26 protein-coding genes are annotated in these 26,302 nt (G+C 68.5%); 9 read left to right on the top strand and 17 right to left on the bottom strand.

Translation table 11 applies throughout. The features are described 5' to 3' along the window. Positions 1–182: 182 nt before the first annotated feature. Both EL266_RS09165 and EL266_RS09160 read right to left on the bottom strand, forming a co-directional pair. A complete protein-coding gene (locus EL266_RS09165) occupies positions 183–1,283 on the bottom strand; it encodes an integrase core domain-containing protein (protein WP_126412293.1) in 1,101 nt (366 codons plus the stop codon). Next, a complete protein-coding gene (locus EL266_RS09160) occupies positions 1,280–1,624 on the bottom strand; it encodes a hypothetical protein (RefSeq protein ID WP_126412291.1) in 345 nt (114 codons plus the stop codon). The genes EL266_RS09165 and EL266_RS09160 overlap by 4 nt, the downstream gene beginning before the upstream one ends. Before the next feature lie 123 nt (positions 1,625–1,747). Here EL266_RS09160 and EL266_RS09155 point away from each other — a divergent pair, with 123 nt between their 5' ends. Then, the gene (locus tag EL266_RS09155; protein WP_197719234.1) at positions 1,748–2,251 is read left to right on the top strand and encodes an integrase core domain-containing protein; all 504 of its coding nucleotides are present in this window, start codon (positions 1,748–1,750) and stop codon (positions 2,249–2,251) included. A 247-nt stretch (positions 2,252–2,498) separates the two neighbouring features. On the opposite strand, the gene EL266_RS09150 is transcribed toward EL266_RS09155, so the two are convergent. Both EL266_RS09150 and EL266_RS09145 read right to left on the bottom strand, forming a co-directional pair. Beyond that, on the bottom strand, positions 2,499–2,816 hold the full coding sequence (locus EL266_RS09150; protein ID WP_026427170.1) for a hypothetical protein: 318 nt from the start codon (positions 2,814–2,816) through the stop codon (positions 2,499–2,501). Between the two features lie 85 nt (positions 2,817–2,901). Continuing rightward, positions 2,902–3,789, bottom strand: a complete 888-nt coding sequence (locus EL266_RS09145; protein WP_084500849.1) for a DUF4839 domain-containing protein — start codon at positions 3,787–3,789, stop codon at positions 2,902–2,904. 243 nt (positions 3,790–4,032) lie between these two features. Between EL266_RS09145 and EL266_RS09140 the strand changes: the two genes are divergently transcribed. Then, the gene (locus EL266_RS09140; RefSeq protein WP_026427171.1) at positions 4,033–4,227 is read left to right on the top strand and encodes a hypothetical protein; all 195 of its coding nucleotides are present in this window, start codon (positions 4,033–4,035) and stop codon (positions 4,225–4,227) included. A 115-nt stretch (positions 4,228–4,342) separates the two neighbouring features. Beyond that, a complete protein-coding gene (locus EL266_RS09135) occupies positions 4,343–5,521 on the top strand; it encodes an aminotransferase class I/II-fold pyridoxal phosphate-dependent enzyme (RefSeq protein ID WP_026427172.1) in 1,179 nt (392 codons plus the stop codon). A gap of 56 nt (positions 5,522–5,577) precedes the next feature. Here EL266_RS09135 and EL266_RS09130 read toward each other — a convergent pair whose 3' ends face one another. Together EL266_RS09130 and EL266_RS09125 are read right to left on the bottom strand one after the other, a co-directional pair. Continuing rightward, on the bottom strand, positions 5,578–6,729 hold the full coding sequence (locus EL266_RS09130; RefSeq protein ID WP_026427173.1) for a MalY/PatB family protein: 1,152 nt from the start codon (positions 6,727–6,729) through the stop codon (positions 5,578–5,580). A gap of 100 nt (positions 6,730–6,829) precedes the next feature. Next, positions 6,830–7,624 carry an MBL fold metallo-hydrolase gene (locus EL266_RS09125; protein ID WP_169719955.1) on the bottom strand — a complete coding sequence of 265 codons (795 nt, stop codon included), beginning with the start codon at positions 7,622–7,624 and terminating at the stop codon, positions 6,830–6,832. Here EL266_RS09125 and EL266_RS09120 point away from each other — a divergent pair. After that, entirely contained in the window at positions 7,613–7,939 is a 327-nt protein-coding gene (locus tag EL266_RS09120) for a helix-turn-helix domain-containing protein (protein ID WP_084500863.1), read from the top strand. The genes EL266_RS09125 and EL266_RS09120 overlap by 12 nt on opposite strands. Before the next feature lie 10 nt (positions 7,940–7,949). Here EL266_RS09120 and EL266_RS09115 read toward each other — a convergent pair whose 3' ends face one another. Then, entirely contained in the window at positions 7,950–9,182 is a 1,233-nt protein-coding gene (locus tag EL266_RS09115; protein ID WP_051281263.1) for a glycoside hydrolase family 32 protein, read from the bottom strand. Between the two features lie 160 nt (positions 9,183–9,342). On the opposite strand from EL266_RS09115, the gene EL266_RS09110 reads away from it, so the two are divergent. The 5 genes from EL266_RS09110 (at position 9,343) to EL266_RS09090 (ending at position 15,039) form a co-directional block, all read left to right on the top strand. Next, positions 9,343–10,674: an extracellular solute-binding protein gene (locus EL266_RS09110; RefSeq protein WP_084500855.1), complete on the top strand. Its 1,332-nt coding sequence runs from the start codon at positions 9,343–9,345 to the stop codon at positions 10,672–10,674. Then, a complete protein-coding gene (locus tag EL266_RS09105; protein WP_197719233.1) occupies positions 10,664–11,605 on the top strand; it encodes a carbohydrate ABC transporter permease in 942 nt (313 codons plus the stop codon). Before EL266_RS09110 ends, EL266_RS09105 begins: the two co-directional genes overlap by 11 nt. Further along, positions 11,605–12,444, top strand: coding sequence for a carbohydrate ABC transporter permease (locus EL266_RS09100; protein ID WP_026427176.1), 840 nt, complete (start codon positions 11,605–11,607; stop codon positions 12,442–12,444). Before EL266_RS09105 ends, EL266_RS09100 begins: the two co-directional genes overlap by 1 nt. Positions 12,445–12,488: 44 nt before the next feature. Then, complete coding sequence (locus tag EL266_RS09095) at positions 12,489–13,832, top strand: NosD domain-containing protein (protein ID WP_026427177.1); 1,344 nt, start codon at positions 12,489–12,491, stop codon at positions 13,830–13,832. A gap of 160 nt (positions 13,833–13,992) precedes the next feature. Beyond that, entirely contained in the window at positions 13,993–15,039 is a 1,047-nt protein-coding gene (locus EL266_RS09090; RefSeq protein ID WP_034514988.1) for a LacI family DNA-binding transcriptional regulator, read from the top strand. Positions 15,040–15,187: 148 nt separating this feature from the next. Here the strand turns inward: EL266_RS09090 and pgi are convergent, their stop codons facing one another. From pgi to secG, 10 genes are all read right to left on the bottom strand, one after another. Beyond that, positions 15,188–16,843, bottom strand: coding sequence for a glucose-6-phosphate isomerase (gene pgi / locus EL266_RS09085; RefSeq protein WP_026427179.1), 1,656 nt, complete (start codon positions 16,841–16,843; stop codon positions 15,188–15,190). A gap of 114 nt (positions 16,844–16,957) precedes the next feature. Further along, positions 16,958–17,716, bottom strand: coding sequence for a polyphosphate--glucose phosphotransferase (gene ppgK, locus EL266_RS09080; RefSeq protein WP_034514994.1), 759 nt, complete (start codon positions 17,714–17,716; stop codon positions 16,958–16,960). Between the two features lie 105 nt (positions 17,717–17,821). Further along, complete coding sequence (der, locus tag EL266_RS09075) at positions 17,822–19,984, bottom strand: bifunctional cytidylate kinase/GTPase Der (RefSeq protein ID WP_026427181.1); 2,163 nt, start codon at positions 19,982–19,984, stop codon at positions 17,822–17,824. Between the two features lie 152 nt (positions 19,985–20,136). Continuing rightward, positions 20,137–21,291: a prephenate dehydrogenase gene (locus EL266_RS09070; protein WP_034514996.1), complete on the bottom strand. Its 1,155-nt coding sequence runs from the start codon at positions 21,289–21,291 to the stop codon at positions 20,137–20,139. A gap of 23 nt (positions 21,292–21,314) precedes the next feature. After that, complete coding sequence (locus EL266_RS09065; RefSeq protein WP_026427183.1) at positions 21,315–22,283, bottom strand: pseudouridine synthase; 969 nt, start codon at positions 22,281–22,283, stop codon at positions 21,315–21,317. Further along, positions 22,280–22,873, bottom strand: a complete 594-nt coding sequence (scpB, locus tag EL266_RS09060; RefSeq protein WP_026427184.1) for an SMC-Scp complex subunit ScpB — start codon at positions 22,871–22,873, stop codon at positions 22,280–22,282. The genes EL266_RS09065 and scpB overlap by 4 nt, the downstream gene beginning before the upstream one ends. 86 nt (positions 22,874–22,959) lie before the next feature. Further along, the gene (locus tag EL266_RS09055; protein ID WP_084500859.1) at positions 22,960–23,835 is read right to left on the bottom strand and encodes a segregation and condensation protein A; all 876 of its coding nucleotides are present in this window, start codon (positions 23,833–23,835) and stop codon (positions 22,960–22,962) included. Continuing rightward, positions 23,825–24,694, bottom strand: a complete 870-nt coding sequence (locus EL266_RS09050; protein ID WP_026427186.1) for a ParA family protein — start codon at positions 24,692–24,694, stop codon at positions 23,825–23,827. Before EL266_RS09050 ends, EL266_RS09055 begins: the two co-directional genes overlap by 11 nt. Before the next feature lie 238 nt (positions 24,695–24,932). Further along, positions 24,933–25,850, bottom strand: coding sequence for a site-specific tyrosine recombinase XerD (xerD, locus tag EL266_RS09045; protein ID WP_026427187.1), 918 nt, complete (start codon positions 25,848–25,850; stop codon positions 24,933–24,935). 64 nt (positions 25,851–25,914) lie between these two features. Further along, a complete protein-coding gene (gene secG / locus EL266_RS09040; RefSeq protein ID WP_026427188.1) occupies positions 25,915–26,157 on the bottom strand; it encodes a preprotein translocase subunit SecG in 243 nt (80 codons plus the stop codon). Positions 26,158–26,302: the final 145 nt, after the last annotated feature.

Raw genomic sequence — 26,302 nt, 5'->3', positions numbered from 1 at the left:
AAGAAGGTGCTGTCGCCATCGGCGAAGTACGAGATCTGGCTACGGCTGGTCCGCGGTGAGGTCACGATCTCACAGGCCGCGAGCCAGGCCGAGGTGGACCGGTCTACGATCATTCGCCTGCGACAGGTCGCCAAGGACGGGGTGAGGTGTTTCAGCGTTAATGTCCGCTTTGGGCGGTTGGATCAGACCACATCGGGGTGGTCGTGGTTGGGTTGATTGTCTCGTTGGTTGCGGTGGTAGGCAAGCCGGTCTTGGGCGGCTCGTCTCAGGCCGTCCTGGCGGGCCTGGCGGATGGCCTGGCCGCGACCGGTGTGCTCGTCGTGGGGTGTGACGTAGCCGATGCCGGAGTGCAGACGGGCGGTGTTGTACTCGGTGCGCACAGTGTCGAGCTCGGCTCGAAGGATGGCGGGATCGGTGATGGCCAGCAGGTGAGGCCACTCGTGCTTGAGCGTGCCGTTGAGAGACTCGATCCACGCTTGGTCACTCGGGGTGGCCGGGCGGCCGAAATGCTGGGCGATAGCGACCATGGCCATGAACTTGCGGGTGTTCGCCGAGATCATCTGCGAGCCGTTGTCCGACACCGCCAGCAGGATCGGGGTCAGTTCCTCGTCCCCGTCAGGGTCTGTGGCCTCATCCAGCGCGTCGGCCCGCTCCAGGGCGGCCTCCAGCAGTCCCTCGGCATCCAAGGCCTGTTCAAAAGCCAGCCGGACCTGGGTGTGGGTCTCCTCAGATGAGACGACGTGGGTGATCCACTTGCGTGACACCAGGTCCTCGATAATCAGCACGGTCATGCCGCAGGCGGTGAAATGGGTGGAGTCGTAGATCCAGATCGAGTTGGGGGTGTAGGTCGCCCAATCGGGGAACGGACGACGCCTGGATCCCGACGGTCTCGGCGGGTGACGAAACCTCAGGCCGTGGTCGTTGAGCACCCGGCGCACCGTGGAGGGGCCAACCCAGAACAGCCCGTTATAGGAGCCTCGGTGAGTCAGCCGGCGGTGGGAGAAATCCTTGTCCCCGAAGGCTTCGAAGGCCTCCAAGATCGCCTCGACCTCACAGGGCGTCAGCGCGTTGACCGATGCGCCGGGACGGGCATCGACCAGCCCGGTCTCGGTGTTGACCCGCCACCGGCGCCTCCATCGGCGGGCCCGGCGCACATCCAATCCCAGGACCTCGCAGGTCTTGGATACAGCCCATCCCTGGCCGGTGGCGTAGTCCACCGCCTCCAGCAGTCCCTGCTTGACGCGCGCGTCGACCCGGGCGGGGACCGGGGCCCCGACACTCATTCCGAGCCCCCTTTTTTCTCCAGCACCGTCAGCTTGACCGCTAGTTCCTTAACCGCTTCGCTCAGACGTTCGATCTCGGCGTGAGCCTGCTCCAGTTCCACGTCCCGGGCCGGCTTGCCCCGAGCCCCGGGCTTCGAGGCCGCCAAGGCCGTCAACGCCCCGTCCTTGGCGACCTGTCGCAGGCGAATGATCGTAGACCGGTCCACCTCGGCCTGGCTCGCGGCCTGTGAGATCGTGACCTCACCGCGGACCAGCCGTAGCCAGATCTCGTACTTCGCCGATGGCGACAGCACCTTCTTCGGTCGCCGCTTCCTCGGTACCGAGCTCCCGTTGTTGCTCATCGCGCCCCCTCCTGAAGGCCTCATCAAGACCGTACCGATGTTGCTTGATCCCAGACCCAAAACCGGACACGAACGCTGAAGCAAACCACCCACACCCAGGTCCGGCTGGCTTTTGAACAGGCCTTGGATGCCGAGGGACTGCTGGAGGCCGCCCTGGAGCGGGCCGACGCGCTGGATGAGGCCACAGACCCTGACGGGGACGAGGAACTGACCCCGATCCTGCTGGCGGTGTCGGACAACGGCTCGCAGATGATCTCGGCGAACACCCGCAAGTTCATGGCCATGGTCGCTATCGCCCAGCATTTCGGCCGCCCGGCCACCCCGAGTGACCAAGCGTGGATCGAGTCTCTCAACGGCACGCTCAAGCACGAGTGGCCTCACCTGCTGGCCATCACCGATCCCGCCATCCTTCGAGCCGAGCTCGACACTGTGCGCACCGAGTACAACACCGCCCGTCTGCACTCCGGCATCGGCTACGTCACACCCCACGACGAGCACACCGGTCGCGGCCAGGCCATCCGCCAGGCCCGCCAGGACGGCCTGAGACGAGCCGCCCAAGACCGGCTTGCCTACCACCGCAACCAACGAGACAATCAACCCAACCACGACCACCCCGATGTGGTCTGATCCAACCGCCCAAAGCGGACATTAACGCTGAAACACCTCACCCCGTCCTTGGCGACCTGTCGCAGGCGAATGATCGTAGACCGGTCCACCTCGGCCTGGCTCGCGGCCTGTGAGATCGTGACCTCACCGCGGACCAGCCGTAGCCAGATCTCGTACTTCGCCGATGGCGACAGCACCTTCTTCGGTCGCCGCTTCCTCGGTACCGAGCTCCCGTTGTTGCTCATCGCGCCCCCTCCTGAAGGCCTCATCAAGACCGTACCGATGTTGCTTGATCCCAGACCCAAAACCGGACACGAACGCTGAAGCAAACCACGAGCGGGATGGCATCCTCGTAATGGGCCTGGAGGAGCTTGTCCCACTGATGAACCAGCCTCTGCCGGGTAGCGGTCAACTGAGCCAACTGCTGCTGGGTGTCCTGAACCATGAGCTCGAGCCGGTGGCGCAGGGCCTGCTCCAGCTCCCCACGACAGCCAGGATGCAGCCGAATCCGCCGATACAGCGCCTCCACTTCTTCCTCGACCATCTCGGTCAGGGTGGCACGGAACGTGCACTCGGGCTGCTTCATTCACACCGGAAAATCCAGGAAAACTCCCATCCCCCTCAGCGCGAAGAACACAAAATTGTCGCTGCCATCAACTACAGAAATCGAATCACCGCACAGTCGTTGCGATCGGATCAAGTTGGAATAGGCCAGTCGCCGGATCGTATTGACCAACTTTAGCGACGAAGTGCAGATTGGCGCCAACGGGAACGGACTCAGGAGCAGTCTCTGAAGGAAAACGAAAATCGTAATAGTTGATGTCGGAGAACTGGAATGATGGACCCGAGGCGCTGTCTGGATCGTAGTCTCCCGCAGAGAGCAGGTAGTCAAAGCGAGTCTTGGTAGAGCCATGTTGAGCTACCGCGACCACGCATCCATCAAACTCGATGACCTGGTTCTTGTATGTTGCCGCAAAACTGGCCACCGACGGATCGAACGGGTCCTTTAGCATTAGAAGAACAGCGAGGTCTTCGTTGTTCTCCGCGGTCAAAGTCGCGGTCGTTGTTGTCGGAGCGGGACCGGTGGTCTGAGGCGCCTTCGGGACAGGGGAAACACTTGGTGATACTGTCATGGGAGTAGGCGACACGGTCGCTGGCAGAGGCGACGCAGTCGCAGATCCCTCAGGCATGGGCGAAGGACTTGCGTCCTCGGGGAAGGTGTGATAGCGAATGATCACCGGAACAGAAGGGTCGAAACGCTCTCCGGTAGTGAATTCGGTATCCCCTCCGATTGAGATCTCCTCTACCTCTCCATCCTCTACCAACCAGCCGAGAACTAGATCGGGAATAGGCTCCATCTTCACATTGGTGAAGCCGGCCTCCTGAAACAGGGCAGCAACCTCTAAATAGTCATGATCGTCAAACTTAGATGATGACAGCGGCGGCTGCACCTGCGGCACTGCTTCACTTTTGCCGCACGCACTCACAGGAAAAACGATGAGCGCAGTTGCCAGCATTCCAACGACGATGTTGTCGCGCAATTGCGAACGAGAGAACATGACTTCTCCTCTAAGGATGGTTATCTATGGGGAGTTAAGTTTTTGGTGTGTTATTAGGGACGCGTCGGTCGTCTGACGAGAGAATTGGGTTACCACACTCGATTCTCTCGCGGAGGCGGCCGATGCGTTACCAGTCTACTACGGGGCTGTCTGGAGATGACTTCGATGAACCTATCGGCGGGATCCAGGGCATGCTCGGTGCTCGCCTCCCGGGAGTCCACCGGCTCGGGGATCTAGCGTCGCATGGTACCCCTGCTGAGCCATGTGCTGTCCATGAGCGGTACCAGCCTTACCCAGGCCGTAGCCCAAGGCAGCCTGCTGCTCACCGACGGCACCCCGATCTCCGCCAGCAACAGGCCCGGCAACGGGAACGCCATGACCAAGTCCAACTACTCAGGCGAGCACCACGCCCCGTGCCTGAGCGTCCAGGCGCTGTGACGCCTGGCCACCATCTACTCCGGGAGCACAGCCTAATGGAAAAGGCTCATTGTGGATCTACCCTGTGGTCGAGGGCGCCACCAGGCTCCCGGTCCTCCTCCATGGAAGCAGTGTCATGAAGATCGCCCAGCGCGCCCTGTCCGCCCAGCCCTTCCACGCCATGAGCATCGGCGCTCGCGCCCGGGAGATCGAGGCCCAGGGCCATCATGTGGCCAAGTTGAGCCTGGGCGAGCCCTCCTTCGGGGCTCCCCCGGCCGTGCGGGAGGCCGAGCGGGCCGTCATGGACGGACGCGACCTGCCCTACACGCCCGCGGCGGGACTTCCCGACCTGCGCCAGGACATCGCGAGCTACTACCGCGACCACCTGGGCGTGGAGGTCACCCCGGATCGCGTGCTGGTGACCTCGGGGGCATCTGCCGGCCTGCTGCTGGTCACCGCCCTGACCACCGAGCCGGGGGACGACGTCGTCCTCGCCGACCCGTGCTACCCCTGCAACCGTGCGCTCATCGAGACCTTCGGCGGGCGCGCTGTGCTCGCCCCGACCACGGCGGCATCGCGCTATCAGCTCGATGTGCGGATCATGGAGCGGGCATGGACCCCGGCGACGCGCTCGGTCATGCTGGCCACGCCCTCCAATCCAACGGGGACCACGATCCCCTTCGATGAGCTGACTCGCCTGTGCCAGACCGCCCGCGACCGCCAGGCGTGGCGGATCGTCGACGAGATCTACTTGGCGCTGGCCGACCCGGATGTCGAGGGCCGGCCAGCGCGCACGGCGCTGGAGGCCGATCCCGAGGCCATCGTCGTGTCCTCCTTCTCCAAGCAGTTCGGCATGACGGGATGGCGCCTGGGCTGGGTGGTCCTGCCCGACGCCCTGGTCGAGGCCGCGCAGAACCTGGCGGTCAACTTCTTCCTGTGCGCCTCCACGCCCACGCAATTGGCGGCGCAGGCCGCCTTTACCGCGGAGTCTTTGGAGGTGTGCGAGCAGCGGCGCATCGAGCTGTTGGCCCGCCGGAACATCGCCCTGACCGGACTTAAGCGCCTGGGCCTTGAGGTTCCGGTGCTGCCCGACGGCGCCTTCTACATCTACTTCGATGTCTCCTCCACCGGCATGTCCTCCTGGGAGTTCTGCATGCGCGCACTCGATGAGGCGCATGTGGCTCTCACGCCGGGACGCGACTTCGGGACGGCCACCGGCGAGACCCACGTGCGCCTGTCCTACGCGGCCTCCCGCGAGGAGATCACCGAGGGCCTGGAGCGCCTGGGCGCGTTCTTGAACCGCAGCGGCTCCTAGCCCGGCAGGCCGCTGAGACTCACGACTCGCCCGACGCATGGGCCGGGAGTTCAGGCTCACCGCTGATCGGCGCAACGAGCGATCCTGTCGACCGCCTCAATGATGATCTCGGACGCGCAGGCCAGGTTCATCCGCGCATACCCATGCCCAGGGGGACCGAAGGCGGGGCCGCTGCCCAGCGCCACATGCGCATGCTCAAGAATGTGGGCGGCCGGGTCCTCTCCCCAGCCCAGGGCGCTCATGTCGAGCCAGGCCAAGTAGGTGGCGTTCGAGGACCGCCGTCGCACCTGCGGCAGTTTGTCGGCCAGGTGCTCATCGAGCAGGGCGATGTTGTCCTCGATGGTGCGGACCGTCGACTCCAGCCAGGGGCGTGAGCCGGCGAAGCCTTCACGAGTAGCGATAAGTCCGAGCAGACCAGTCCTGAAGCTCACCTCTTCGGGCAGGGAGGCGATGAGGCCGTTCATGCGCTCGGATGCGGCGACGAACATGGCGCATTTGAGCCCTGCGAGATTGAAGGCCTTGCTCGCCGACTGCGCCGAGATGCCATGCTCGCGCGCCTCATCACTGACGGCGAGGTAAGGGGTGAAGGCGCGCCCCCGGTGAGTCAGCGGGGCGTGGATCTCATCGGAGACGACCACCGCACCATGGTGGGCGACGATCCTGGACAGGTCATCGAGTTGCTGGCGCGAGTGCACGAGCCCCACCGGGTTGTGGGGGCTGCACAGCAGCACGGCGCGGGCGCCATCGGCCAGTGCACGGTCGATTCCCGCCAAATCCAGGGCGTAGGACTCGCCGTCGTCGAGCAGGGGGACATCGACGACGGTCCCTCCCGCCTCGGGGACCAGATCGAAGAACGGCGGGTAGACCGGTGAGTTGATGATGACCCCCTCACCGGGGGCGATGAGTCGACGCAGCGATTCGACGATGACGACGCTCACATCAGTGGTGTAGCCAATGGCAGCGGGATCGACCTCCCAATCCCAGGCCTCGCGCGCGTAGGAGGCGAAAGCCCGGGCGGCGCCGGTGTCATGAGGGTTGACGTACCCGGTGTCGCCGATCTCGATCGCCTGGTGCAGGGCCGACGCGATCCCCGGGGCCAGGCCGAAGTCCATCTCGGCGACGAACATCGGTAGGACATGATCGGGGTAGGTCGTCCACTTCTCGCTGGAGCGGCGCCGCAGCGCCACCAGGTTCTCAGCACTCGTCATCCATCCTCCTGGGCTCATCCTGTGGGCGGGTACGCGCCGCATCGACTGAGCAGGGCGCTCGCACCAGGCCCGGTGTCGGCACGGACCGGACCTTCCCCGGTCAGTGGCTGAAGGAGACGTCGCGCTCATGGGCGCAGAGCACATCGACACCTTCTGCCACCTGACGGTACAACCAGGCCCGGCTCTCCCGCCAGGCACGGCGGTCGGTTCTCATCAGCCGCTCGAAGACGGCCAGCCCGAGCGGGGTGCGGCCGCCGCGAAGGACGCGAGTGTCGTAGACAGCGTCGCCCACGTGAAGAAGGGGCCCAAGACCGGGCCTTGTGATCATCACCCCGCAGTGGCCCTCGATGTGACCATCCAGCGCCACAAGATGAATGCGATCGTTGACCTGCGCACTGGGTCTGCCAAGGCCCCTCCCCCGCAGCTGCGCCGGCCTCCACAGCGGCCCGTGCCGCCACTGCTGAGGGCGCAGCCGACCAGCCAGTCGGGCGTCGAGGGCCGGGGCGATCAGGCTCAGATGCGCGCTGGAGAGATGCACCTCGGCCCAGGGGAAGTCCGCCAGCCCACCGGCATGGTCGAGGTCGTGGTGGGTCAGGACGATGCTCGTCACCCGGCGCGGATCAATGCCGAGCGCCGCCACCTGCGCCACCGCCGGCTCGGCAGGATCCAGCGCGGGGCCGCAGCGACGGACGAACTCCTGGCCCAGGCGCCCGACTGGATCGGCCAGGTCCAACGTGCCCAGTCCGGTGTCGATCAGCGTGTACTCCCCGGCCGCATGCTCCACCAGGAGGCAGTTGCAGGCCAGGCGAGCGCGCTCGAGCAGGCCGCCTCGCCCATTGACGAGCCGCGCGGATGCAGGGCGGAGTGTGCCACAGTTGAGGTGATGGATTCCCATGAACTCAACTCTGACCCTTCGGGTCGACCCGAAGGCAAGCTCATCGGCGCGGCAGCGGCGGAACTGGGTGTCTCCGTGCACGTCTTGCGGCATTGGGAGGACGTCGGGGTCCTCGTCCCCGCCCGAGACGCCCTGGGACGCCGCCGCTACGGCGATGCCGACCTGCGCGGCGACGAGCGCGATCGCGAGGCACTGCTCCGCGAGCACGGCCGGTCCCTGGAGTCGGCGCAGCGCGAGCTGGCTCAAGCGCTCGCCACGGTCACCGCGGCCCTCTCCGACCCGGGCGACCGGGCCTGCCCCTACAGTCTCCGCTGACGCAGGCCCGTCAGGGCGCGGCAGGGGTCTCCGGGTCCAGGACCTGGACGTCGAGGTCCGCACCGCTGGCGAGTGCGTACCCGCAGCTCCCGCAGCACACCTCGACGATGGGGCCGTCCACGATGAGCGTGACGGCCGCGCCGGGAGCCACAGGCACAGTGACAGGCGCCTGGTCGCCCTGCTGGACCCGGATGCCCCCGGAGTCGCGGTGAAGCAGCGTCGTCGCGCCGGTTCCGTCGCTGATGCGCAGGTCGCCGTCGGCCGGACGCCACTGCGTGAGCAGCGGTGCGATCCCGTCCCCGTCCGGCTCCCACGCCTTGACCTGGGTTTCGACCCCGGGATGGACGCGCATGACCAGCTCGCCATCGACCATCGACAGGAGGTAGGGGACGCTGTGCGCCCCGGCCCAGCCGGCCTGCTCGTCGAGCGCGCCTCGCAGCCAGAAGATGAGGCACGGCCTGCCCAGGCGGTCACGGAAGAAGGAGGGGGCGTAGTAGCTCTCGCCGTAGGTCAGCCGGCGCCACGTGTCAGGGCGGAAGCGCCCGTTCTCCCAGCGCCCAGTGGCGTAGGCCACGTAGTGGAGCACATCGTTGTCCCATATCGAGGTCACCAGTACGTCCTGCCCATCCACCGTGAACAGTTGCGGGCACTCCCACAGGCTCCCTGTCCACACCGGCTCCGTGAGCGCACTCGACCGGGAGGCGGCGATGCCGTCATAGGTCCACGCATGGCCATCCGGTGAGGAGAACGAGGTCGCGGCCGCCGTCCCGTTGCTCAGGGCGACGCCGATCAGCATGCGCCAGCAGCCGGCATCCCGGAAGACGAAGGGGTCGCGGAACGCGATCGCGTCGAGCTCCGGTGGCAGACCGACGACGATCTCCTCCTTGACCCAGCGCCTCCACTGGGGATCCGCGGGACGTGCGACGCGAACGCGGCCGATGCCGAAGTCCGGCACCTGAACCGAGGTGTAGTAGGCGCGCGCACCCTGGTCGTCATCACGGGCTATCGAGCCGGACCACACGCCGTCGTCGCCGTCGCCGGGCTCCAGGGCGATCGGGTGCTCGCTCCAGTGGACGAGGTCGTCGCTGACCGCGTGACCCCACCTGCACTGCGGCGCCCAGGTCGTGCTGCCCGGCACGTGCTGGAAGAACAGGTGGTAGCGGTCGTCGACGACGCTCAGTCCGTGGGGGTCGTTGATCCAGCCGGACGCGGCGGTGAAGTGGATGCGTGGGCGTGAGGTCATGGCCATCCTCCTCGATGTGGCGGGGCGCCTCCGGTGGCGCTGGTTCCAGTATGGGGTTGACACGACGTTTTGGCAAAACGTATTGTCAACCGCATGGGGCCGCCTCGCTGACCCCGGTTCTCATCTGCACCGCCGCACGAAGATCGGAGGCGAAGTAACGATGCTTCGCAACAGTCCTTCACATCCCCCCTCGGGGGGCGCCTGGTCGGGCGCACGCCCGACCAGGCGCAGCCTCCTGACGGGAGGCCTCGGCCTCGCAACGGCAGCCACGCTGGCCGCATGCGGGGTTGGCGGGGGCGGGTCGTCCGCCTCCAGCAACGCCCTGACGCTCCTGGTTGAAGCAGGGGGGCACGGCGAGCTCCAGCCCATCGCGGACAAGTTCCAGGCGGAGACGGGCACCACCGTCTCCTTCGTCGAGCTGCCCTACGACGGCCTCTACAACCGCCTGAGCAGTGAGCTCAACGGCAACGCCGTGTCCTTCGACATCGCCGCTCTGGACGCCATCTGGTTGTCCGCGTTCCGCGGCGCCCTCCTCCCGCTGGATGACCTGTTCACCAAGGAGGTCAAGAGCGACCTGTTCCCCTCCCTGGTCAAGGAGGCGGCTCCCGACGGGACGTTCATCGGCATGCCCGCGTGGACCAACGCCGAGATCGTCTACTACCGCACCGACCTGCTGGAGGACCCGGCGCACAAGTCCTCCTTCGTCAAGGCCTACGGCTACGACCTCGCCCCGCCAACGACCTGGGAGCAGTACCGCGACGTCGCCAAGTACTTCAGTGAGGCCATGGACGGCAAGGTGTACGGCACGGACGTCAAGGGGGCCGTCGAGACCGAGTGGCTCGCCACGCTCGCCCAGACCGGTGAGAAGAACCTGGTCGTCGACCCGGACGGCACCGTGTCCCTGGGCAACAAGAACAGTCTCGCGGCCCTGAACTTCTACACCAGCCTCCTGCCGTACGCCCCCTCCGGCGCCGCCCAGCTGGACTGGGCCGGGGCCCAGAACCTCTTCAACCAGGGCCAGCTCGCCCTCATGCGCTTCTGGGCCCACGGCTACCGGCAGATCCCCGAGGACTCCCCCGTCGCCGGGAACGTCGGCGTGGCGCCGATGATCGGTGGCGCGGCGGGCCCGGCAGCCATCCCCGGGGCGTGGTACCTCTCGATCGCCAAGGGCAGCCGGAAGCAGGACCTGGCGCGCAAGTTCGTCCAGTACGCCTACGACCACAACGAGCTGAGCATCGAGACCAGCCTGGGCCTGGCCGCGCGCGTCTCAGCCCTGGAGGCGCAGGCCGACAAGGCCGGCTTCGAGTACGTCGCGCCCCTGCTGGAGACGCTCAACGCGCCGGCCACCCTGCCGCGCCCGGCAGTGCCGCAGTGGCAGGAGATCGTCGACACGGCGCTGACCCCCATGATCCAAAAGGCGATGGAGTCTGGCGCGGACAACGCCACGCTCCTAAGCGATGCTCGCAAGGAGGTTGAGAACATTGTCGCCTGACATCTCCGCACCCGCCCGCCCCACGCGCTCGCGCGGGCGAGGCCTCCAGCTCACCGACCGCCAGTTCGCCACGCTCCTCATGGTGCCGGCCACCGTCTTCCTCATCGCCTTCGTCGGACTGCCGCTCCTGTCCTTCATTCGGGACTCCTTCTTCGACATCGACCCGGTCACCGGTGAGCGCACCTTCGTCGCCCTGGAGAACTACAGCAAGGCGATCGGCGGCTCAGCGTTCCGCGACGCCGCGTGGCGGACCGCCGTCTACACCGCCATCGTCGTCTTCTTCGAGTTCTGCCTGGGTCTGGCTGTCGCGCTGCTGTTCTCACTGATCGGGAACTCCTCGCGCGTCTTCCGGACCATCTTCCTCTACCCGCTCATGATCGCCCCGGTCGTGGCCGGTTTGCTGTGGCGATTCCTGCTCATCGACAACTTCGGAATCGTCAACGAGCTCCTCTCCCGAGTCGGGATCCTGGACTCCGCCAGCGACATCGCCTGGCTGAGCGACCCGGATATCGCCCTGTTCTCAGTGGCGATCCCCGACATCTGGCTGACGACGTCCTTCATGACCCTGGTCCTGTTCGCCGGACTGCAGAACATCCCCGGCGACGTCATCGAGGCGGCGCGGATCGACGGCGCACGGGCCCCGACGATCCTGTTCCGGATCATCATCCCGCTCCTGCGCCCGGTCATCGCCGTCGCGCTCATCATCCGTGGCATCGACGCCGCCCGCGCCTTCGATGTCATCCTCATCCAGACCAACGGTGGCCCCCAGAACAGCTCGGAGGTCATGTCCATGCTCATCTACCGCACCATGGTGAGATTCGGTGATCCCGGACTCGCAAGCGCGATGAGCACCCTGTACCTCATTGTCATGATGGTGGTCGCCTCGATCGCGGTGCTCGCCATCTGGAAGCCCGGAAGCGAGGACAACTGATGGAAGGCCTCCAGGTAAGACGCAAGCCGACCAGGATCGTCCTGTGGGTCCTGCTGGTCGTGACGGTCCTGATCTATGCGTTCCCGTTCCTCTACATGCTGCTGACCTCATTCAAGGCGCCGCTGGAGACGATCGCGGTTCCGCCCAGGATCTTCCCGAGTCACTGGACGATCGAGAACTACACGACCGCGGTCTCGCGTGAGGGCGTGCTGGCCTCCTTCGTCAACGGGATGATGACCGCCGCGCTGAGCACGGCAGTGTCCCTGCTCCTCGCCGTTCCGGCGGCCTACGCCGTCACCAGGTTCCGAACCCAGTACGGCCGGATCTTCATCGTTCTCGCACTGGTCATGAGGATGGTGCCGCCGATCGCCATCGGAGTGCCGATGGTCCAGATCTTCCAGTCGGTCGGCCTGTACGACACGACCTTCGCCCTGGCGCTGGCGCACGTGACCATCTCCCTGCCGCTGTCCGTGTGGCTCATGTCCAGCTTCTTCGAGGCCGTGCCAGTCGAGCTGGAGGAGGCGGCCAAGATCGACGGCGCGAGCCGACTCGGCGCCTTGTGGCGGGTCGTCCTGCCAGTGGCCTCAGGGGGCATCGCGGTGACAGCGATCTTCGCGTTCCTCGCCTCGTGGAACGAGTTCCTCTTCTCGCTGCTCCTGACCGCCTTCCGCTCTCAGACCACGCCGATTGTCATCGCGAACTTCCAGACGCAGTTCGGCCTGGACTGGGGCGCCATGACGGCGCTCGCCGTCCTGTACTCGCTTCCGGTGATCGTCCTGACGATGCTCATGCAGCGTCACATCGTCGCCGGCATGACGCTCGGCGCCGTCAAGGGCTGACCGAGGCGTGAGCCATCAGAGCCTACGAGAGGAGTGAGAAGGCCATGACCGCACCCAACAGGTACGACGTGACCGAGTGGCCCGGGGGTGACCCCCATGACGACATCGGCGCGGTGATCAACAGCATCGTCGCGGACATCAAGCACCGTCAGCGCTCGAAGGACGAGGATGACGGCGGACGGCCAGGAGCCGTCATCATCATCCCGCCCGGCGACTACCGTTTGCGCACGCAGGCAGTCATCGATGTCAGCTACCTGCGGATCGAGGGCGCCGGGCACGGCTTCACCTCCTCGAGCATCCGCTACAACGTCCCGCAGTCGCAGTGGAGCGAGCTGCACGAGCTGTGGCCGGGAGGCAGCCGGATCCTGGTGGACCTGCCTCCGGCCGATCACGGGGACGAGGCGAGCGCGGCAGCCTTCCTCGTCGCGCGCCAGGGCGATCCTCGAATCAGCTCGGTCGAGTTCTCCGGTTTCTGCATTGACGGGCTCCATTTCGAGCCCGACGGCGTGAGCGAGAACCCGGAGAACTCCTACCGGAACGGGCGGACCGGCATCTACGTCGAGGACCCGAACGACTCGTTCAGGATCTCCCAGATGGGAATGGTCTACCTTGAGCACGCCGTGACGATCCGGAAGGCCGACGCGCTATCGATCCACGACAACTTCATCGCGGAGTGCGGCAGTTGCATCGAGCTTCTCGACTGGGGGCAGGCCTCCAAAGTCACCGACAACCTCATCGGCGCCGGGCCGTACGGCCACTCCATCTACGCCGAGAACCACGGCGGTCTGCTCATCGCCACGAACAACGTCTTTCCCCGGGGTGAAAGCAGTATTCGCCTCTCGGGCGTGACACGGTCCCTGGTGAGCGCCAACCGACTCCACTCCTTCTACCCGGGGGTTGTCATCCTCACCGATGACAGCGCCGAGAACCTCGTCGAGGGCAACCATCTCCTGCGGGACCAGGAGCCCTGGGCTCCCTTCCTGGAGGTGTCCAACGGGCGAGGCGACTCCTACGGGATCATCCACGTGGAGGGAAGCCACAACACGATCGCCAGCAACCACGTGTCGATCTGCGTGGACTCGACCACCCTCGCGACAGCCGACGAGGGGATCGTCGGTGTGCGTCTGGCCTCAGGCAGGGGCAACTATGTCTCGACCACGCACGTCGTGGCGCGAGACGTCGCCCGCAACAGCGGGGAGTCGGCCTTCGAGGCGCAGGTCAGCGCACTGCTGTCGAGCGCTGACCTGGGGGCGCTGGACGTTGTAACGGTTCAGGTGGACGCCGCATCGACCGCGAACACGGTCATGGACTCGGGCACCGAGGAGGAGGTGGCGATTGATCGCACCGCCAACGCGTTCCGCCCCACCCCGCGCCTGGGTGCGCTCTAGGAGGGGCAGGTCGACTGGCCGATGCGGCGGTGCGGTGGGTAGGGCATCGGCCAGCCGGCCATTCCGGACGCGCCGCCATCGCAGACGGCTACCGCGCAGCGGGACAAGAGGGTACAAATAGTGCTGTCGCGGTCCCGGATACGTGGAGAAGGCAGGTCACATGGCAGGGCGCAAGAGTGTGGGGATCCGTGACGTCGCGCGTGAGGCCGGGGTCTCGGTGACCACCGTGTCTCACATCCTCAATCAGGTCCCCTACGCGCGCGCCAGTGACGCGACACGGCAACGGGTGCATGCGGTTGCGGCTCAGCTCGGCTACGAGCCCAACCGCATGGCCCGTGGCCTGCGCACCCAGAGGTCGGAGATGATCGGCCTGCTCAGCGAGGACATCGCGACCACCCCCCACGCCGGCCAGATCATCCTGGGCGCTCAGGCGGCAGCGCGTGAGGCCGGGCTGACGATCGTGCTGGTCAACACCACGCAGGAGCCCACCGCGGCCGACCGGGATACCGACATCCTGCTGCGCCAGTCCGTGGACGGGGTCCTCTACGCGACGATGTACCACCGCACCGTCAAGGTTCCTCAGGCCCTGGCGGGCGTGCCGACGGTCCTCATCGACGCGCAGGACAAAGAGTCACGTGTGCCCTGGACCGTTCCCGACGAGACGTCCGGTGCCCGGGCAGCGGTCGAGGAGCTCACCGAGCACGGGCATCGCCGTATCGGATTCATCACCAACACGGACGATGTGCCCGCCACCCACGGCCGGCTCGAGGGGTACCGCGCCGGATTGAGGAGCGTGGGTCTGACTGACGACGACATGCTCGTCGTCGCCCGCCCGTCAGAGACGCCCGGCGGGTACCAGGCGGCCATCGAGCTGCTGAGCCGCAACCAGGAGGTCACGGCGCTGTTCTGCTACAACGACCGCATGGCGATGGGCGCCTATCGCGCAGCGGCGGAGTTGGGGCTGCGCATACCCGAGGACCTGTCGATCGTCGGCTTCGACAACCAGGAGATCATCGCCGACGGCCTGTTCCCCGCGCTGACGACCGTTGCGCTGCCGCACTACGACATGGGTCAATGGGCGACCCGGAAACTCATCACGATGCTCCCCGGCGGGGACGACGGGCAGACGAGCATTCCGGACTCGGCTGTGCTGCCCTGCCCTCTCGTGCGGCGATCCTCCGTCACCGCGCCTCGCTCCCGGGCGTAGGGCGCACGGGATCGAGACGCGGAAATCTCGGGGCGGACGGCAAGCACCGTGAGATCTCGGTCAGTCACTCCCGCAGGGAAGTTCCCGAGAGGCCTCGGACCCGTCCTTCGCCAGCCGGTGCGGGCACACCGCCCTGACGTCACTGGCGTCACTGCCTCCACTGGCGGTAGCGGGCGATGAGGCCCTGGGTGGAGGCGTCCTGTGCCTCCAGGGCCGCGGCGTCGCCCTGGACGGCCGGGGCGATCTCCAGGGCGAGCTTCTTGCCCAGCTCCACGCCCCACTGGTCGAAGGAGTCGATCCCCCACACGATGCCCTGGGTGAAGGTGATGTGCTCATACAGGGCGATGAGCTGGCCCACGACGCTCGGGGTGAGCGCGGGGGCGAGGATCGAGGTCGTCGGCTTGTTGCCGGTGAACACACGGGCGGGCACGATCTCCTCGGGCGTGCCCTCGGCGCGCACCTCCTCGGCGGTCTTGCCGAAGGCCAGGGCGGCCGTCTGGGCCAGGTAGTTGGACAGGAACAGCTCGTGGACATCCACTCCCCCATCCTTGGTGGGGTGGGCGGGCGTGGCCACGGCGATGAAGTCGGCCGGGATGAGCTGGGTGCCCTGGTGGATGAGCTGGTAGAAGGCGTGCTGGCCGTTGGTGCCGGGCTCGCCCCAGAACACCTCTCCGGTCTGCGTGGTCACGGGGCTGCCGTCCCAGCGCACCGACTTGCCGTTGGACTCCATGGTCAGCTGCTGGAGGTAGGCGGCGAAGCGGTGGAGGTACTGGGCGTAGGGCAGGATGGCGTGGGAGCCGGCCTGGAAGAAGTTGACGTACCAGACGTTGAGCAGGCCCATGAGCATGGGGACGTTCTCGGCCGGCTCCTTGGTGGCGAAGTGCTCATCCACGGTGTGGAAGCCGGCCAGGAACTCGGCGAAGCGCTCGGGGCCGATCGCCACGGCCAGGACCGTGCCCACGGCGGAGTCCACCGAGTAGCGCCCGCCTACCCAGTTCCAGAAGCCGAAGGCGTTGGCCGGGTCGATGCCGAACTCGGCGACCTTGTCCAGCGCGGTGGACACGGCCACGAAGTGCTTGGCGATCGCCCCCTCAGTCTCCACGCCCTTGGCGGCCAGGGCCTCCAGGAACCAGTCGCGGGCCATGCGGGCGTTGGTGAGGGTCTCCAGGGTGGTGAAGGTCTTGGAGGCCACGATGAACAGGGTGGTCTCCGGGTCCAGGCCCTTGACCTTCTCCGCGCAGTCGGCCGGGTCGATATTGGAGATGAAGCGGCACTCCAGGCCCTCCTGGACGTAGGGCTTGAGCGCCTCGTAGACCATGACGGGCCCCAGGTCGCTGCCCCCGATGCCGATGTTGACGACCGTCTCGATGCGCTTGCCGGTCACCCCGGTCCACTCCCCCGAGCGCACGCGGCGGGCGAAGTCGTAGACCCTCTCCAGCACCTCATGAACATCGGCGACGACGTCCTGGCCGTCCACGCTCAGGGAGTCCGTGGCGGGGCGGCGCAGCGCCGTGTGCAGGACCGCCCGGTCCTCGGTGACGTTGATGCGCTCGCCGGCATACATGGCGTCGCGGCGCCCGGGGACATCGACCTCGATGGCCAGGGCCGCCAGGGCGTCGCGGACCTCGTCGGTGAGATAGTTCTTCGACAGGTCGACGAACAGGTCGCCGAGCTCGAGGCAGTAGCGCTGGGCGCGCTCAGGGTCCTCGGCGAACCAGGAGCGCAGATCCGGGGAGAGGGTGGAGCGGAGCTCGGTGAGGGTGGTCCAGGCGTCGGTGGTGGTGGCATCAACAGGCTTGAGCATGCGCCCCAGTCTACGGGCTGCCCCGGCTCCATGGGCCGTCCCCGCCGCGCTCAGCGGCCCTGCGCCCGCCCCGCTGACTTACCGGATCGCCTCACCCTCAGGGAGCGAGCGGCGCTACCCCTGGCGCTCGACGGCGCGAGCGGCCTCGTAGGCGGCACCGACGATGCCCGCGGTGTTGAGCAGGGCGGCCGGGACGATCGGCGCTCGCAGGTCGAGCAGGGGCAGGAACTTCTCATGCTTCTTGGACACGCCGCCGCCCACGACCAGCAGATCCGGGGAGAAGAGCATCTCGACGTGGCTGTAGTAGCGCTGGAGGCGCTTGGCCCACCGCTTCCAGCCCAGGTCCTGCAGCTCCTTCTGCGCGGAGGAGGCACGGGTCTCGGCGTCATGGCCATCGATCTCCAGGTGGCCGAGCTCCGTATTAGGGACCAGGGTCCCATCCACGACGACCGCCGAGCCGATGCCCGTGCCAAGAGTGGTGACGATGACCGTCCCCTTGACGTCCTTGGCGGCGCCATAGGCCACCTCCGCCAGGCCTGCGGCGTCCGCGTCGTTGAGCGCGTGCGAGGGGCGGCCAAGGTGCTTGGTCATCAGCTCATCGACATTGATGCCGGTCCATGTCTGGTCCAGGTTGGCCATGAAGGGCACGACGCCGTGGACGATCGGAGCGGGCAGAGTGACGCCCACGGGCACGTCCTGGCCAACCTCAAGGGCATCGACGATCTGCCGGCAGACCTGGGCGACCGAATCGGGAAGTGCGGGCTGGGGCGTCTCGATGCGCACCCTGTCGCCGATGAACTCGCCGGTGTCCAGATCCACCAGCGCACCTTTGATCCCCGATCCTCCGATGTCAATGCCGCATGCCGTGCGCATCGCGATGCCTTCCGTCAGTGCCAGTGCAGTGTGGGTCACACGGTACCCCCACACCTGGGCCTGCCGCACCCGAATCGCGCCGATTGGCCGTCGAGCCCTCGCTCATCACCGACCCCGCTTGCGCTTCTCGCGCACGCGCACCCCGATCTGGATGGGCGTGCCCACGAAGCCGAACTCCTCGCGCAGGCGCCGCTCGATGAAGCGCCGGTAGCCGGCGTCCAGGAAGCCGGTGGTGAAGATGACGATCCGCGGAGGGGCCACCTGCGCCTGGGTGGCGAACAGGATGCGCGGCTGCTTGCCGCCGCGCACCGGGTGGGGCGTGGCCGACTGCAGCTCTCCAAGGAACCCGTTGAGCCGCCCCGTGGGCACGCGCGTTCTCCACCCCTCCAGGGCGGCGTCCAAGGCGCGCACCAGGCGGTTGGTGTGCCACCCGGTGCGGGCGGCCAGGTTGATATGCGGCGCCCAGGAGACATGGGCCAGGTCGTGCTCGACCTCCCAGTCGAGCATGCCGCGGCGCTCCTCATCGACCAGGTCCCACTTGTTGTTGACCAGCACCAGGGCCCGGCCGGCGTCCACGGCCTGCTGGATGACGCGCACGTCCTGCTCGGTGATCGTCTCAGAGGCGTCCAGCAATACCACGGCCACCTCGGCCTTCTCGATGGCCCCCTGGGTGCGCAGCACGGCGTAGTAGTCCGCCCCCCGCGACTGCTTGACGCGCCGCCTGATGCCGGCGGTGTCCACGAACACCCACTTGCGGCCCTCGAGCTCGATGATCTCGTCAACCGGGTCGCGCGTGGTCCCCGCGGTCTCGTTGACCACCACCCGCTCGGCGCCGGCGATGGCGTTGAGCAGGGAGGACTTGCCCACGTTGGGGCGCCCCACCAGGGCGATGCGGTGCAGGTCGCCCTCGGGCGCCGCCCCGGCCACGGCGGAGACCTCAGGCAGCGCCTCCATGACGGCGTCGAGCACCTCGCCACTTCCCCGGCCGTGCAGGGCCGAGACCGGGAAGGGCTCCCCCAGCCCCAGGTTCCACAGGGCCGCCGCGTCCCCCTCCTGGGCCGGGGAGTCCACCTTGTTGGCGGCCAGGACCACGGGCTTGCCGCTGCGGCGCAGCATGGAGACCACACGCGCGTCGGTCTCGGTGATGCCCACCTGGGCGTCGACCACGAGCAGGACGGCGTCGGCCATCTCCACGGCGACCTCCGCCTGGGCCGCCACCGAGGCCTCCAGGCCCTTGACGTCGACCTCCCAGCCCCCGGTGTCCACGATGGTGAAGCGCCGCCCCGCCCACTCAGCCGGGTAGGAGACGCGGTCACGGGTCACTCCCGGAGTGTCCTGGACGACGGCGACCCTGCGTCCCAGCACCCTGTTGACCAGAGTGGACTTGCCCACGTTGGGGCGGCCGACGACGGCCAGCACCGGCAGGCCGGGCTCGACTCGCTCGGCGGCCGGGGCATCGCCGTCGGCCTCCAGGAGGGCGCGGTCCTCCTCGTCGAGCTCGTAGTCCTCCAGGCCCAGGCGCATGGCCTGGGCGCGCAGGTCCTCCTCAGCGTCCTGGGCGGCCGCCTCATCGACGGCCTGCTCCACCAGGTCCAGGACGCGGGCGATGGACTCATCCAGGCTCAGCTCGGAGGTGTCCACGAGGGTCACGCCCTCGAGCGCGGTGAGGAACTGGGAGACGGTGGAGTCGTCGCGGTCGCGGCGCAGCACCTGGTCGCGCAGGTCGGCCGCCTCGACCGCCTTGCCGGCGCGCTCGAGCTCATCGGCGCGGCGGGCCAGGCGCGCCTCCTGGGAGGCGGTCACCAGGAGGCGGGCGTCGGCATCCGGGGCGATGACGGTGGTGATGTCGCGCCCCTCGGCGACGATTCCCGCGCCGCCGGAGAAGGAGGAGTCATGGCCCTGGCGCTCGGCGCTGATGATCTCGCGCTGGCGCCGGGCGAGCTCGGCGCGCACCGCCAGATTGGTGGCCACGGCGGAGACCACGGCGGCGATATGCGGCTCGCGGATGGCCTCGGTGATGTCCTGGCCGGCGCAGGTGAAGACGGGCCGGGCGGGGTCCAGGCCAACGCTCAGGGGCATGGCCTCCACTGCTGCGGCCACCGCCTGGGCATCGGCCAGGTCGATGCCCTCATGCTCGCACCACCAGGCGGCGGCCCGGTACATGGCGCCGGTGTCGAGGTAGGCCAGGCCCAGCTCGGCGGCGACAGCCTTGGAGACCGTGGACTTGCCCGATCCGCTCGGCCCGTCGATGGCGACGACGATTCCCATGGTGCCCTCCAGGCGTCAGTGATTGGCGTCAACGGGGCCAAGCGTCCCACAATCGGGCGCATCGACGCGGATTGGGCCGGATGAGTCCGCACACAGGACCCGGGCGCTGAGGCCCATGAGGCCGCCCGGCGCGCTCTGCCCGCCGCCCTCGCTCAGGAGCCGACGACGCGCCAGCCCTTGGCGTCCAGCGCCTCCTCCAGGCCCTGGGCGGCGGCGGGGAGCACGGAGACCATGGCGATGCCGGCGCTCTGGCCCGCCGAGTGCTCCAGGGCGAAGTCCTCGACGGAGACCCCAGCCTGGCCGATATCGCCGAAGAGCCGTCCCAGCTGGCCCGCGGAGTCGGGCACGAGCACCTGGACCTCGGCGTAGCGGCGCGGCGCCCCGCCGTGCTTGCCCGGGATGCGGGCCTGTCCGGCATGGCCGCGGATCATGACATCCGTGATCGCTCCCACCGCGCCGGGGGCGATGGTCTCCGCCCTGCCCGAGGCGGCGTACTCGGGGCTGTCGGGGTCCAGGGCGGCCGGCTCGATCCCGGCCAGGAGGGCGTCGAGGTCCTCGCGCAGCTCCCGAAGGAGCTCGGCCACCGGCCCCGCGTTGCCCACGACGATCGCCGACCACAGGCGCGCATCGGAGGCCGCGATCCGCGTGACATCGCGCAGGCCCTGGCCGGCCAGGGACAGGGCGGGCTCGCCCAGGCCCTCGAGGCGGGCCGCCACCAGGGAGGAGACGAGCTGGGGCATATGCGAGACGGCCGCCACGGCCTGATCGTGCTCGGCGGCGCCCATGCGCACGGGGGTGGCGCCAGCGTCCACGGCCAGGTTCCTGATGGCCAGCTCCGCGTCGGGGTCGGCCCCCTCCCCCACGATCACCCAGGGGCGCCCGGCGAACAGGTCGGAGTCGGCGGCCACCGCGCCCGAGCGCTCCCGTCCGGCCATGGGATGGCTGCCCACATAGCGGCTCACGCCGCTGCCAGCGTGCGCCCGCACCTCGGCGGCCACCCGGTTCTTGACCGAGGCGACATCGGTGACCACGGCCGAGGGGTGCTCCTCCAGGGCGCGCAGGACAACGGCGGCCGCCACATCCGGTGGCGTGGCCACCACGACGATGCGCGGTTGGGGGTCACCGTCCTGGCGGGGCCTGCCCGCGCCCATGTCCCGGGCCAGGGCCAGGGAGGTGGGCGAGGTGTCGCTGAGCTGGACCTCCACGCCGGCGGCGGTCAGCGCCAGTGCCAGGGAGGTGCCCAGCAGCCCGGTGCCCACCACGAGGACCGGCCCCTGCGTCGAGGCGCGCCCACGGGAATCGCCCATGCCGTGCAGGTCATCGATCCCGCTCACAGCCCGACCTCCTTCTGCAGCGCCATGATCTCCTCACGGCTGAGCCGCCGCATCTGCCCCGGCGCCAGGCCCGCCACCCCCAGGGGGCCGAGCCGGGTGCGCGCCAGGCGCCTGACCGGGTGACCCACCTCGGCCAGCATGCGCCGCACGATCCGGTTGCGCCCCGAGTGCAGGGTGATCTCCACGATGGAGCCGCCAGGCCCGGAGTCCTTGACGGTGACCCGGTCGGCCTGGGCCGGGCCGTCCTCCAGCTCGATGCCGCGGCGCAGCTTGCGCGGCACCCACGGCTCGACCTGCCCCTCGACAATGGCCACATAGGTCTTGGCGATCTCATAGCTGGGATGCATGAGCCGATGGGCGAGTTCGCCGTCATTGGACAGCAGCAGCAGCCCCTCGGTCTCGGTGTCCAGCCGCCCGACGTGGATGAGGCGGATGGCCTGGGAAAGCTCCGGATGCTCCTCCAGGAAGCGCTGACCGTACTGGGCGACCGTCTCACGGCCCTGAGGGTCCTCCATGGTGGTGACCACGCCGGCGGGCTTGTGCAGGAGCACGGTGACATGATCCGGGTTGGTCAGGATCCGCGTGCCGTCCACGCGGATCTCCTGGGCGGCGGGGTCCACGCGCAGGCCCGGCTCCCAGACGGTGACGCCGTCGACGGTCACGCGCCCCTGGGAGATCATCTGCTCACTGGCGCGCCGGGAGGCGACCCCGGCGTGGGCGAGCACCTTCTGGAGGCGCTGGCCCCCGGCCACATGCGGGTCCCGCTCCCCGCCCCGCCCGGCGCGCTCACGGTCCTGCCAGGCCCGCTCCTCCTCGTCCTCGCCCATGGCCTCGGCGTCGAAGGCCGCGAGCTCGGCGGCATCAGCGCCCTCGTCGAGCTCCTCGAGATCGTCGTCGTCGTAGAACTCCTCACCGCCGAAGTCCCCCGGGGGGATCGGCTGAGCCCCGCGTGCTCGTGCTCTCATCGCATGCTCCTGTCGGTCAGCTCCTCATGGAGGTCGCCCAGGGCCTCGGGGCCGGGCAGGTAGGGGGCCAGGGGAGGCAGGTCCTCCAGCGAGTCGATTCCCAGATACTCCAGGAACTCCGCGGTGGTGCGGTAGAGGATGGCGCCCGAGGGCTCGGTGCCGGTCTCCTCGATCAGGCCCCGGGCGTGCAGGGTGCGCACCACGCCGTCCACATTGACCCCCCGGATCGCGGCGACTCGTCCGCGCGTCACCGGCTGGCGGTAGGCGATGACGGCCAGGGTCTCCAGGGCGGCCTGGGACAGGCGGGCCGTGGCTCCTCCGATGACGAAGGCCTCCACCAGGTCGGCGTGCTCGGGCGCCGAGGCCAGCCGCCAGCCGCCGGCTGCGCGCCGCAGCACGAATCCTCGCGGCCGAGAGCCCGAGTCCTCGCCCCGGTACTCAGCGGCCAGCTCCTCCAGGAGCTGGTCGGCGGCGCTGTCCTGCAGCCCCAGGGCCTCCGCCATCGCCGCGGTGGTCACCGGCTCATCGGCGACGATGAGGATCGCCTCGGCCGCGCTGCGCAGCTGGGGGGCGGCCACGGCGCTGACCATGGCCTGCTGGGGGGCCTGCTGGGGGGCCTGCTGAGCAGTGCCCCGCGGGGAATGGGAGGCCTGGTCAGTGTGCGCTGGCGCCTGGCTCATGCGAACTCCTCCTCGACATCGGCCTCCATGATGCCCATGATGCCGTCCTGGTCGCCGCACCACCGCACCGTGATCTCACCCATGGCCTCCTCCTGGTCCAGCTCCGCGCCTCCCTGGCGGTGCAGGAGCAGAATCGCCAGGAACCGGGCGACGACGACGGCCGTGCGCTCGGCATCCTCGATGATCTGCGCGAAGGTCAGGGTGCCGTGGCTCCGGAGTCTGGTGACGATGAGCCCCAGTTGCTCGCCCACGGGCACGGCCTCATGAAGATGGACGGTCCGGACGCCGGGGTGGTCGGGTCGGGTGAGGGCGGCCACCGCCAGGCGGGCGAGGTCCTCGGGGCTGATGGTGGCCACCAGCCGGGGCAGGAGGGCGGCCAGGTGGGGCTCCAGGCCGACGACGCGGGGGTGGCTTCGCGAGGCGCCCTCGGCCAGATCCCGGAAGCCGGCGGCCGCCTCCTTGTAGGCGCGGTACTGGAGCAAGCGGGCGAAGAGCAGGTCGCGGGCCTCCAGCAGCTCTAGGTCCGGGGCCTCCTCGCCCTCCTCCTGGGGCAGGAGGCGGTGGGCCTTGAGCGCCAGGAGCGTGGAGGCGACCACGAGGAACTCGCTGGCCCGCCCCAGGTCCCAGTCGGCGCGCATATGCGCGATGAACTCGTCGGTGACCTCGGCCAGCGCCAGCTCGGTGACATCCAGGCGCCTGCGCGCGATGAGGCTGAGCAGCAGGTCGAAGGGCCCCTCGAACTGGGGCAGCGCCACGTTGAAGCCGGCCACGCGCACCGGCCCCTGCTCCTGGGCCGATGCGGCGGCAGATGCGGCGGGCGGCTCCTGCGGGAGGGGGACCTCCAGTGGGGGTTCGCCGGGCTCAGGCGACATCGCCGCGCGCGATGATCTCCCGTGCCAGGCGGCGGTAGGCCTCGGCCCCCGGGTGGGTGGGGGCGTAGCTGGTGATGGGCTCGCTGGCCACTGAGGCGTCCGGGAACTTCACGGTGCGCCGGATCCGGGTGTCGAAGAGCTTGTCCCCGAAGGCCTGCTCCAGGCGCTCGAGCACCTCGCGCGAGTGCAGGGTGCGGGTGTCGACCATGGTGGCCAGGATCCCATCGATCTCGAGGCTGCCGTTGAGGCGGTCGGTGACCCGCTCGACGGTCTCCACCAGGAGGGCCACGCCGCGCAGGGCGAAGAACTCGGTCTCCAGGGGGATGATGACGCCGTGGGAGGCGGTCAGGGCGTTGATGGTCAGCAGCCCCAGGGAGGGCTGGCAGTCCACGAGGATGACGTCGTAGACGTCCATGACCGGGCGCAGCACGCGCTTGAGGGCCTGCTCCCGGGCGACCTCGTTGACCAGCTGGACCTCGGCGGCGGACAGGTCGATGTTGGCCGGCACGATGTCCAGGCCGTGAACCGTGGTGCCGTGGATGATCGTGCCCACATCGGGCTTGTTGGCGACCAGCTGGTCGTAGATCGTCGAGTCCAGCTCGTGGGCGTTGATGCCCAGGCCCGCGGAGGCCGCGCCCTGGGGGTCGAAGTCCACGATGAGGACCCTGCGGCCGTACTCGGCCAGGGCAGCCCCCAGATTGATGGTGGTGGTGGTCTTGCCCACCCCGCCCTTCTGGTTGCACATCGATATCACCCGCGCGGGCCCGTGGGACTCCAGTGGTGCGGGGACAGGGAAGACCTTCTCCTCCGGATTGGAGGCGGACGAGTCGATCAGGCCGGGCTGCTTGGAGTCGTTCACAATGGCCAGCGTAGCCGAAACGTGTGCTCAATCCCTGATACTGAGCGCAGAACACCCTGGTGAGAGTCCCGGAGACCTCGCCCCGGCGAGCCGGATCCGCTCGGCCCGGCGCCCCTGTTGGTACCCAGTCGGCGCCGAGGTCCCGCCGGATCGACGCCCGCTGAATGTCGCTGGACGTCGCCGGGCATCGCTGGGCGTCGTGGTCTGCGGGATCGGCGGGATCGGCTCGTGGCGGCGGTCAGGCCAGGGCGCGCGGGTGGCTGGTGGCATAGACCTCGCGCAGGTGGTCGACGGTGACGCGGGTGTAGATCTGGGTGGTGGTCACCGAGGCGTGGCCCAGCATCTCCTGGACCACCCGGACGTCGGCGCCGCCGGCCAGTAGATGCGTGGCGAAGGAGTGGCGAAGCGTGTGCGGGGAGACGTGCCGATCGATCCCGTCCTGCCCCAGATCGGCCCGCTGGGCGGCGGCCTGGAGCACGGCCCAGGCGCTCTGGCGGCTGAGCGGCCGTCCCAGGGTGTTGACGAAGACCTCGGGCACTCCCCTGCCGCGACTGACCAGCACCGGCCGGCCCCGCACGAGGTAGGCCTCCAGCGCCTCCCAGGCGAATCCGCCCATGGGGACGATCCGCTCCTTGCTCCCCTTGCCGAACAGGCGCAGGACGCCGGAGTCGGGATCCAGGTCATCGACCACCAGCCCGACGGCCTCGGAGATGCGGGCACCGGTGGCGTAGAGGAGCTCCAGCAGGGCGCGGTCGCGCAGGGACACCGGTGAGTCGTCAACGCCTGCGGCCTCCAGGAGCCGGCGTACCTCATCGATGCTCAGCGCCTTGGGCAGGCGCCTGCCCGGCTGGGGCGGGCGCACGGCCGCCGACGGGTCCTCGTCGGTCATGCCCTCCTCGGCCAGGAACCGGTGCCAGCCGCGCGCGGCGGTCACCGCGCGGGAGGCCGAGGACGCGGCCAGGGGTCGCCCGGCGTCGGAGCCGGTGCGCAGGGCCTCGAGGAATCCGGCCACCTGGCTCGGCTCGACCTGCCGGGGGTCATCGATGCCCAGTGACGCCAGATAGGCGGTGTAGCGCGTCAGGTCGCGCTCATAGGCGGCCAGGGTGTTGGGGCTCAGGCCCCGCTCAACCCGCAGATGCGCGAGATACCCGCGCAGCGCGCGCGCAAGGGCGTCACCGCGCGGGTCGGTGTCTCGGGGCGGCGCAGACGTGATGCCCGCTTCAGCTCAGCTTGGCCAGCAGGCCCAGGCCGATGATGGTCGCGGTCCAGGTCAGGGCCACGCCCACGGTGATGCGGTTGAGGTTGCGCTCGGCGACGCCGGAGGAGCCGGCTGAGGAGGAGATCCCCCCGCCGAACATGTCCGACAGTCCGCCACCCTTCCCCTTGTGCAGGAGGATGGACATGATGAGGAAGAAGCTCGAGAGCACGAGCAGCACCTGCAGGACGATGCGCAGGATGTCCACGCCATTCCCTTCGTCGTTGTCGTGGGCCAGGGCCCACCGGTTCGCGGCCGAGTCTACCCGCATACAGGGGTGGCCCGGTCACCTCATTCTGTGAGGTGACCGGGCCAGCGTGACAATACGGTCTCCGCCTGCGGCCGGAGTCAGG

The organism is Actinomyces slackii (assembly GCF_900637295.1).
Classification (GTDB): Bacteria; Actinomycetota; Actinomycetes; order Actinomycetales; family Actinomycetaceae; genus Actinomyces; species Actinomyces slackii.
The sequence above is the reverse complement of the archived record's forward strand: the minus strand, read 5'-3'. Positions and strand labels throughout refer to the sequence as shown.

Bases quoted from the DNA above. Each gene is read 5' to 3' on its own strand.
- EL266_RS09090 (WP_034514988.1), top strand. From the start codon at position 13,993: ATGGCAGGGCGCAAGAGTGTGGGGATCCGTGACGTCGCGCGTGAGGCC.
- EL266_RS09125 (WP_169719955.1), bottom strand. From the start codon at position 7,624: ATGGGAATCCATCACCTCAACTGTGGCACACTCCGCCCTGCATCCGCG.
- EL266_RS09115 (WP_051281263.1), bottom strand. From the start codon at position 9,182: ATGACCTCACGCCCACGCATCCACTTCACCGCCGCGTCCGGCTGGATC.
- EL266_RS09055 (WP_084500859.1), bottom strand. From the start codon at position 23,835: ATGTCGCCTGAGCCCGGCGAACCCCCACTGGAGGTCCCCCTCCCGCAG.
- EL266_RS09140 (WP_026427171.1), top strand. From the start codon at position 4,033: ATGGTACCCCTGCTGAGCCATGTGCTGTCCATGAGCGGTACCAGCCTT.
- der (WP_026427181.1), bottom strand. From the start codon at position 19,984: ATGGGAATCGTCGTCGCCATCGACGGGCCGAGCGGATCGGGCAAGTCC.
- pgi (WP_026427179.1), bottom strand. From the start codon at position 16,843: ATGCTCAAGCCTGTTGATGCCACCACCACCGACGCCTGGACCACCCTC.
- EL266_RS09145 (WP_084500849.1), bottom strand. From the start codon at position 3,789: ATGTTCTCTCGTTCGCAATTGCGCGACAACATCGTCGTTGGAATGCTG.
- EL266_RS09160 (WP_126412291.1), bottom strand. From the start codon at position 1,624: ATGAGCAACAACGGGAGCTCGGTACCGAGGAAGCGGCGACCGAAGAAG.
- EL266_RS09130 (WP_026427173.1), bottom strand. From the start codon at position 6,729: ATGACGAGTGCTGAGAACCTGGTGGCGCTGCGGCGCCGCTCCAGCGAG.
- ppgK (WP_034514994.1), bottom strand. From the start codon at position 17,716: ATGCGCACGGCATGCGGCATTGACATCGGAGGATCGGGGATCAAAGGT.
- EL266_RS09135 (WP_026427172.1), top strand. From the start codon at position 4,343: ATGAAGATCGCCCAGCGCGCCCTGTCCGCCCAGCCCTTCCACGCCATG.
- EL266_RS09150 (WP_026427170.1), bottom strand. From the start codon at position 2,816: ATGAAGCAGCCCGAGTGCACGTTCCGTGCCACCCTGACCGAGATGGTC.
- EL266_RS09110 (WP_084500855.1), top strand. From the start codon at position 9,343: ATGCTTCGCAACAGTCCTTCACATCCCCCCTCGGGGGGCGCCTGGTCG.
- EL266_RS09095 (WP_026427177.1), top strand. From the start codon at position 12,489: ATGACCGCACCCAACAGGTACGACGTGACCGAGTGGCCCGGGGGTGAC.
- EL266_RS09165 (WP_126412293.1), bottom strand. From the start codon at position 1,283: ATGAGTGTCGGGGCCCCGGTCCCCGCCCGGGTCGACGCGCGCGTCAAG.
- EL266_RS09065 (WP_026427183.1), bottom strand. From the start codon at position 22,283: ATGAGAGCACGAGCACGCGGGGCTCAGCCGATCCCCCCGGGGGACTTC.
- EL266_RS09100 (WP_026427176.1), top strand. From the start codon at position 11,605: ATGGAAGGCCTCCAGGTAAGACGCAAGCCGACCAGGATCGTCCTGTGG.
- EL266_RS09120 (WP_084500863.1), top strand. From the start codon at position 7,613: ATGGATTCCCATGAACTCAACTCTGACCCTTCGGGTCGACCCGAAGGC.
- scpB (WP_026427184.1), bottom strand. From the start codon at position 22,873: ATGGTCAGCGCCGTGGCCGCCCCCCAGCTGCGCAGCGCGGCCGAGGCG.
- EL266_RS09070 (WP_034514996.1), bottom strand. From the start codon at position 21,291: ATGGGCGATTCCCGTGGGCGCGCCTCGACGCAGGGGCCGGTCCTCGTG.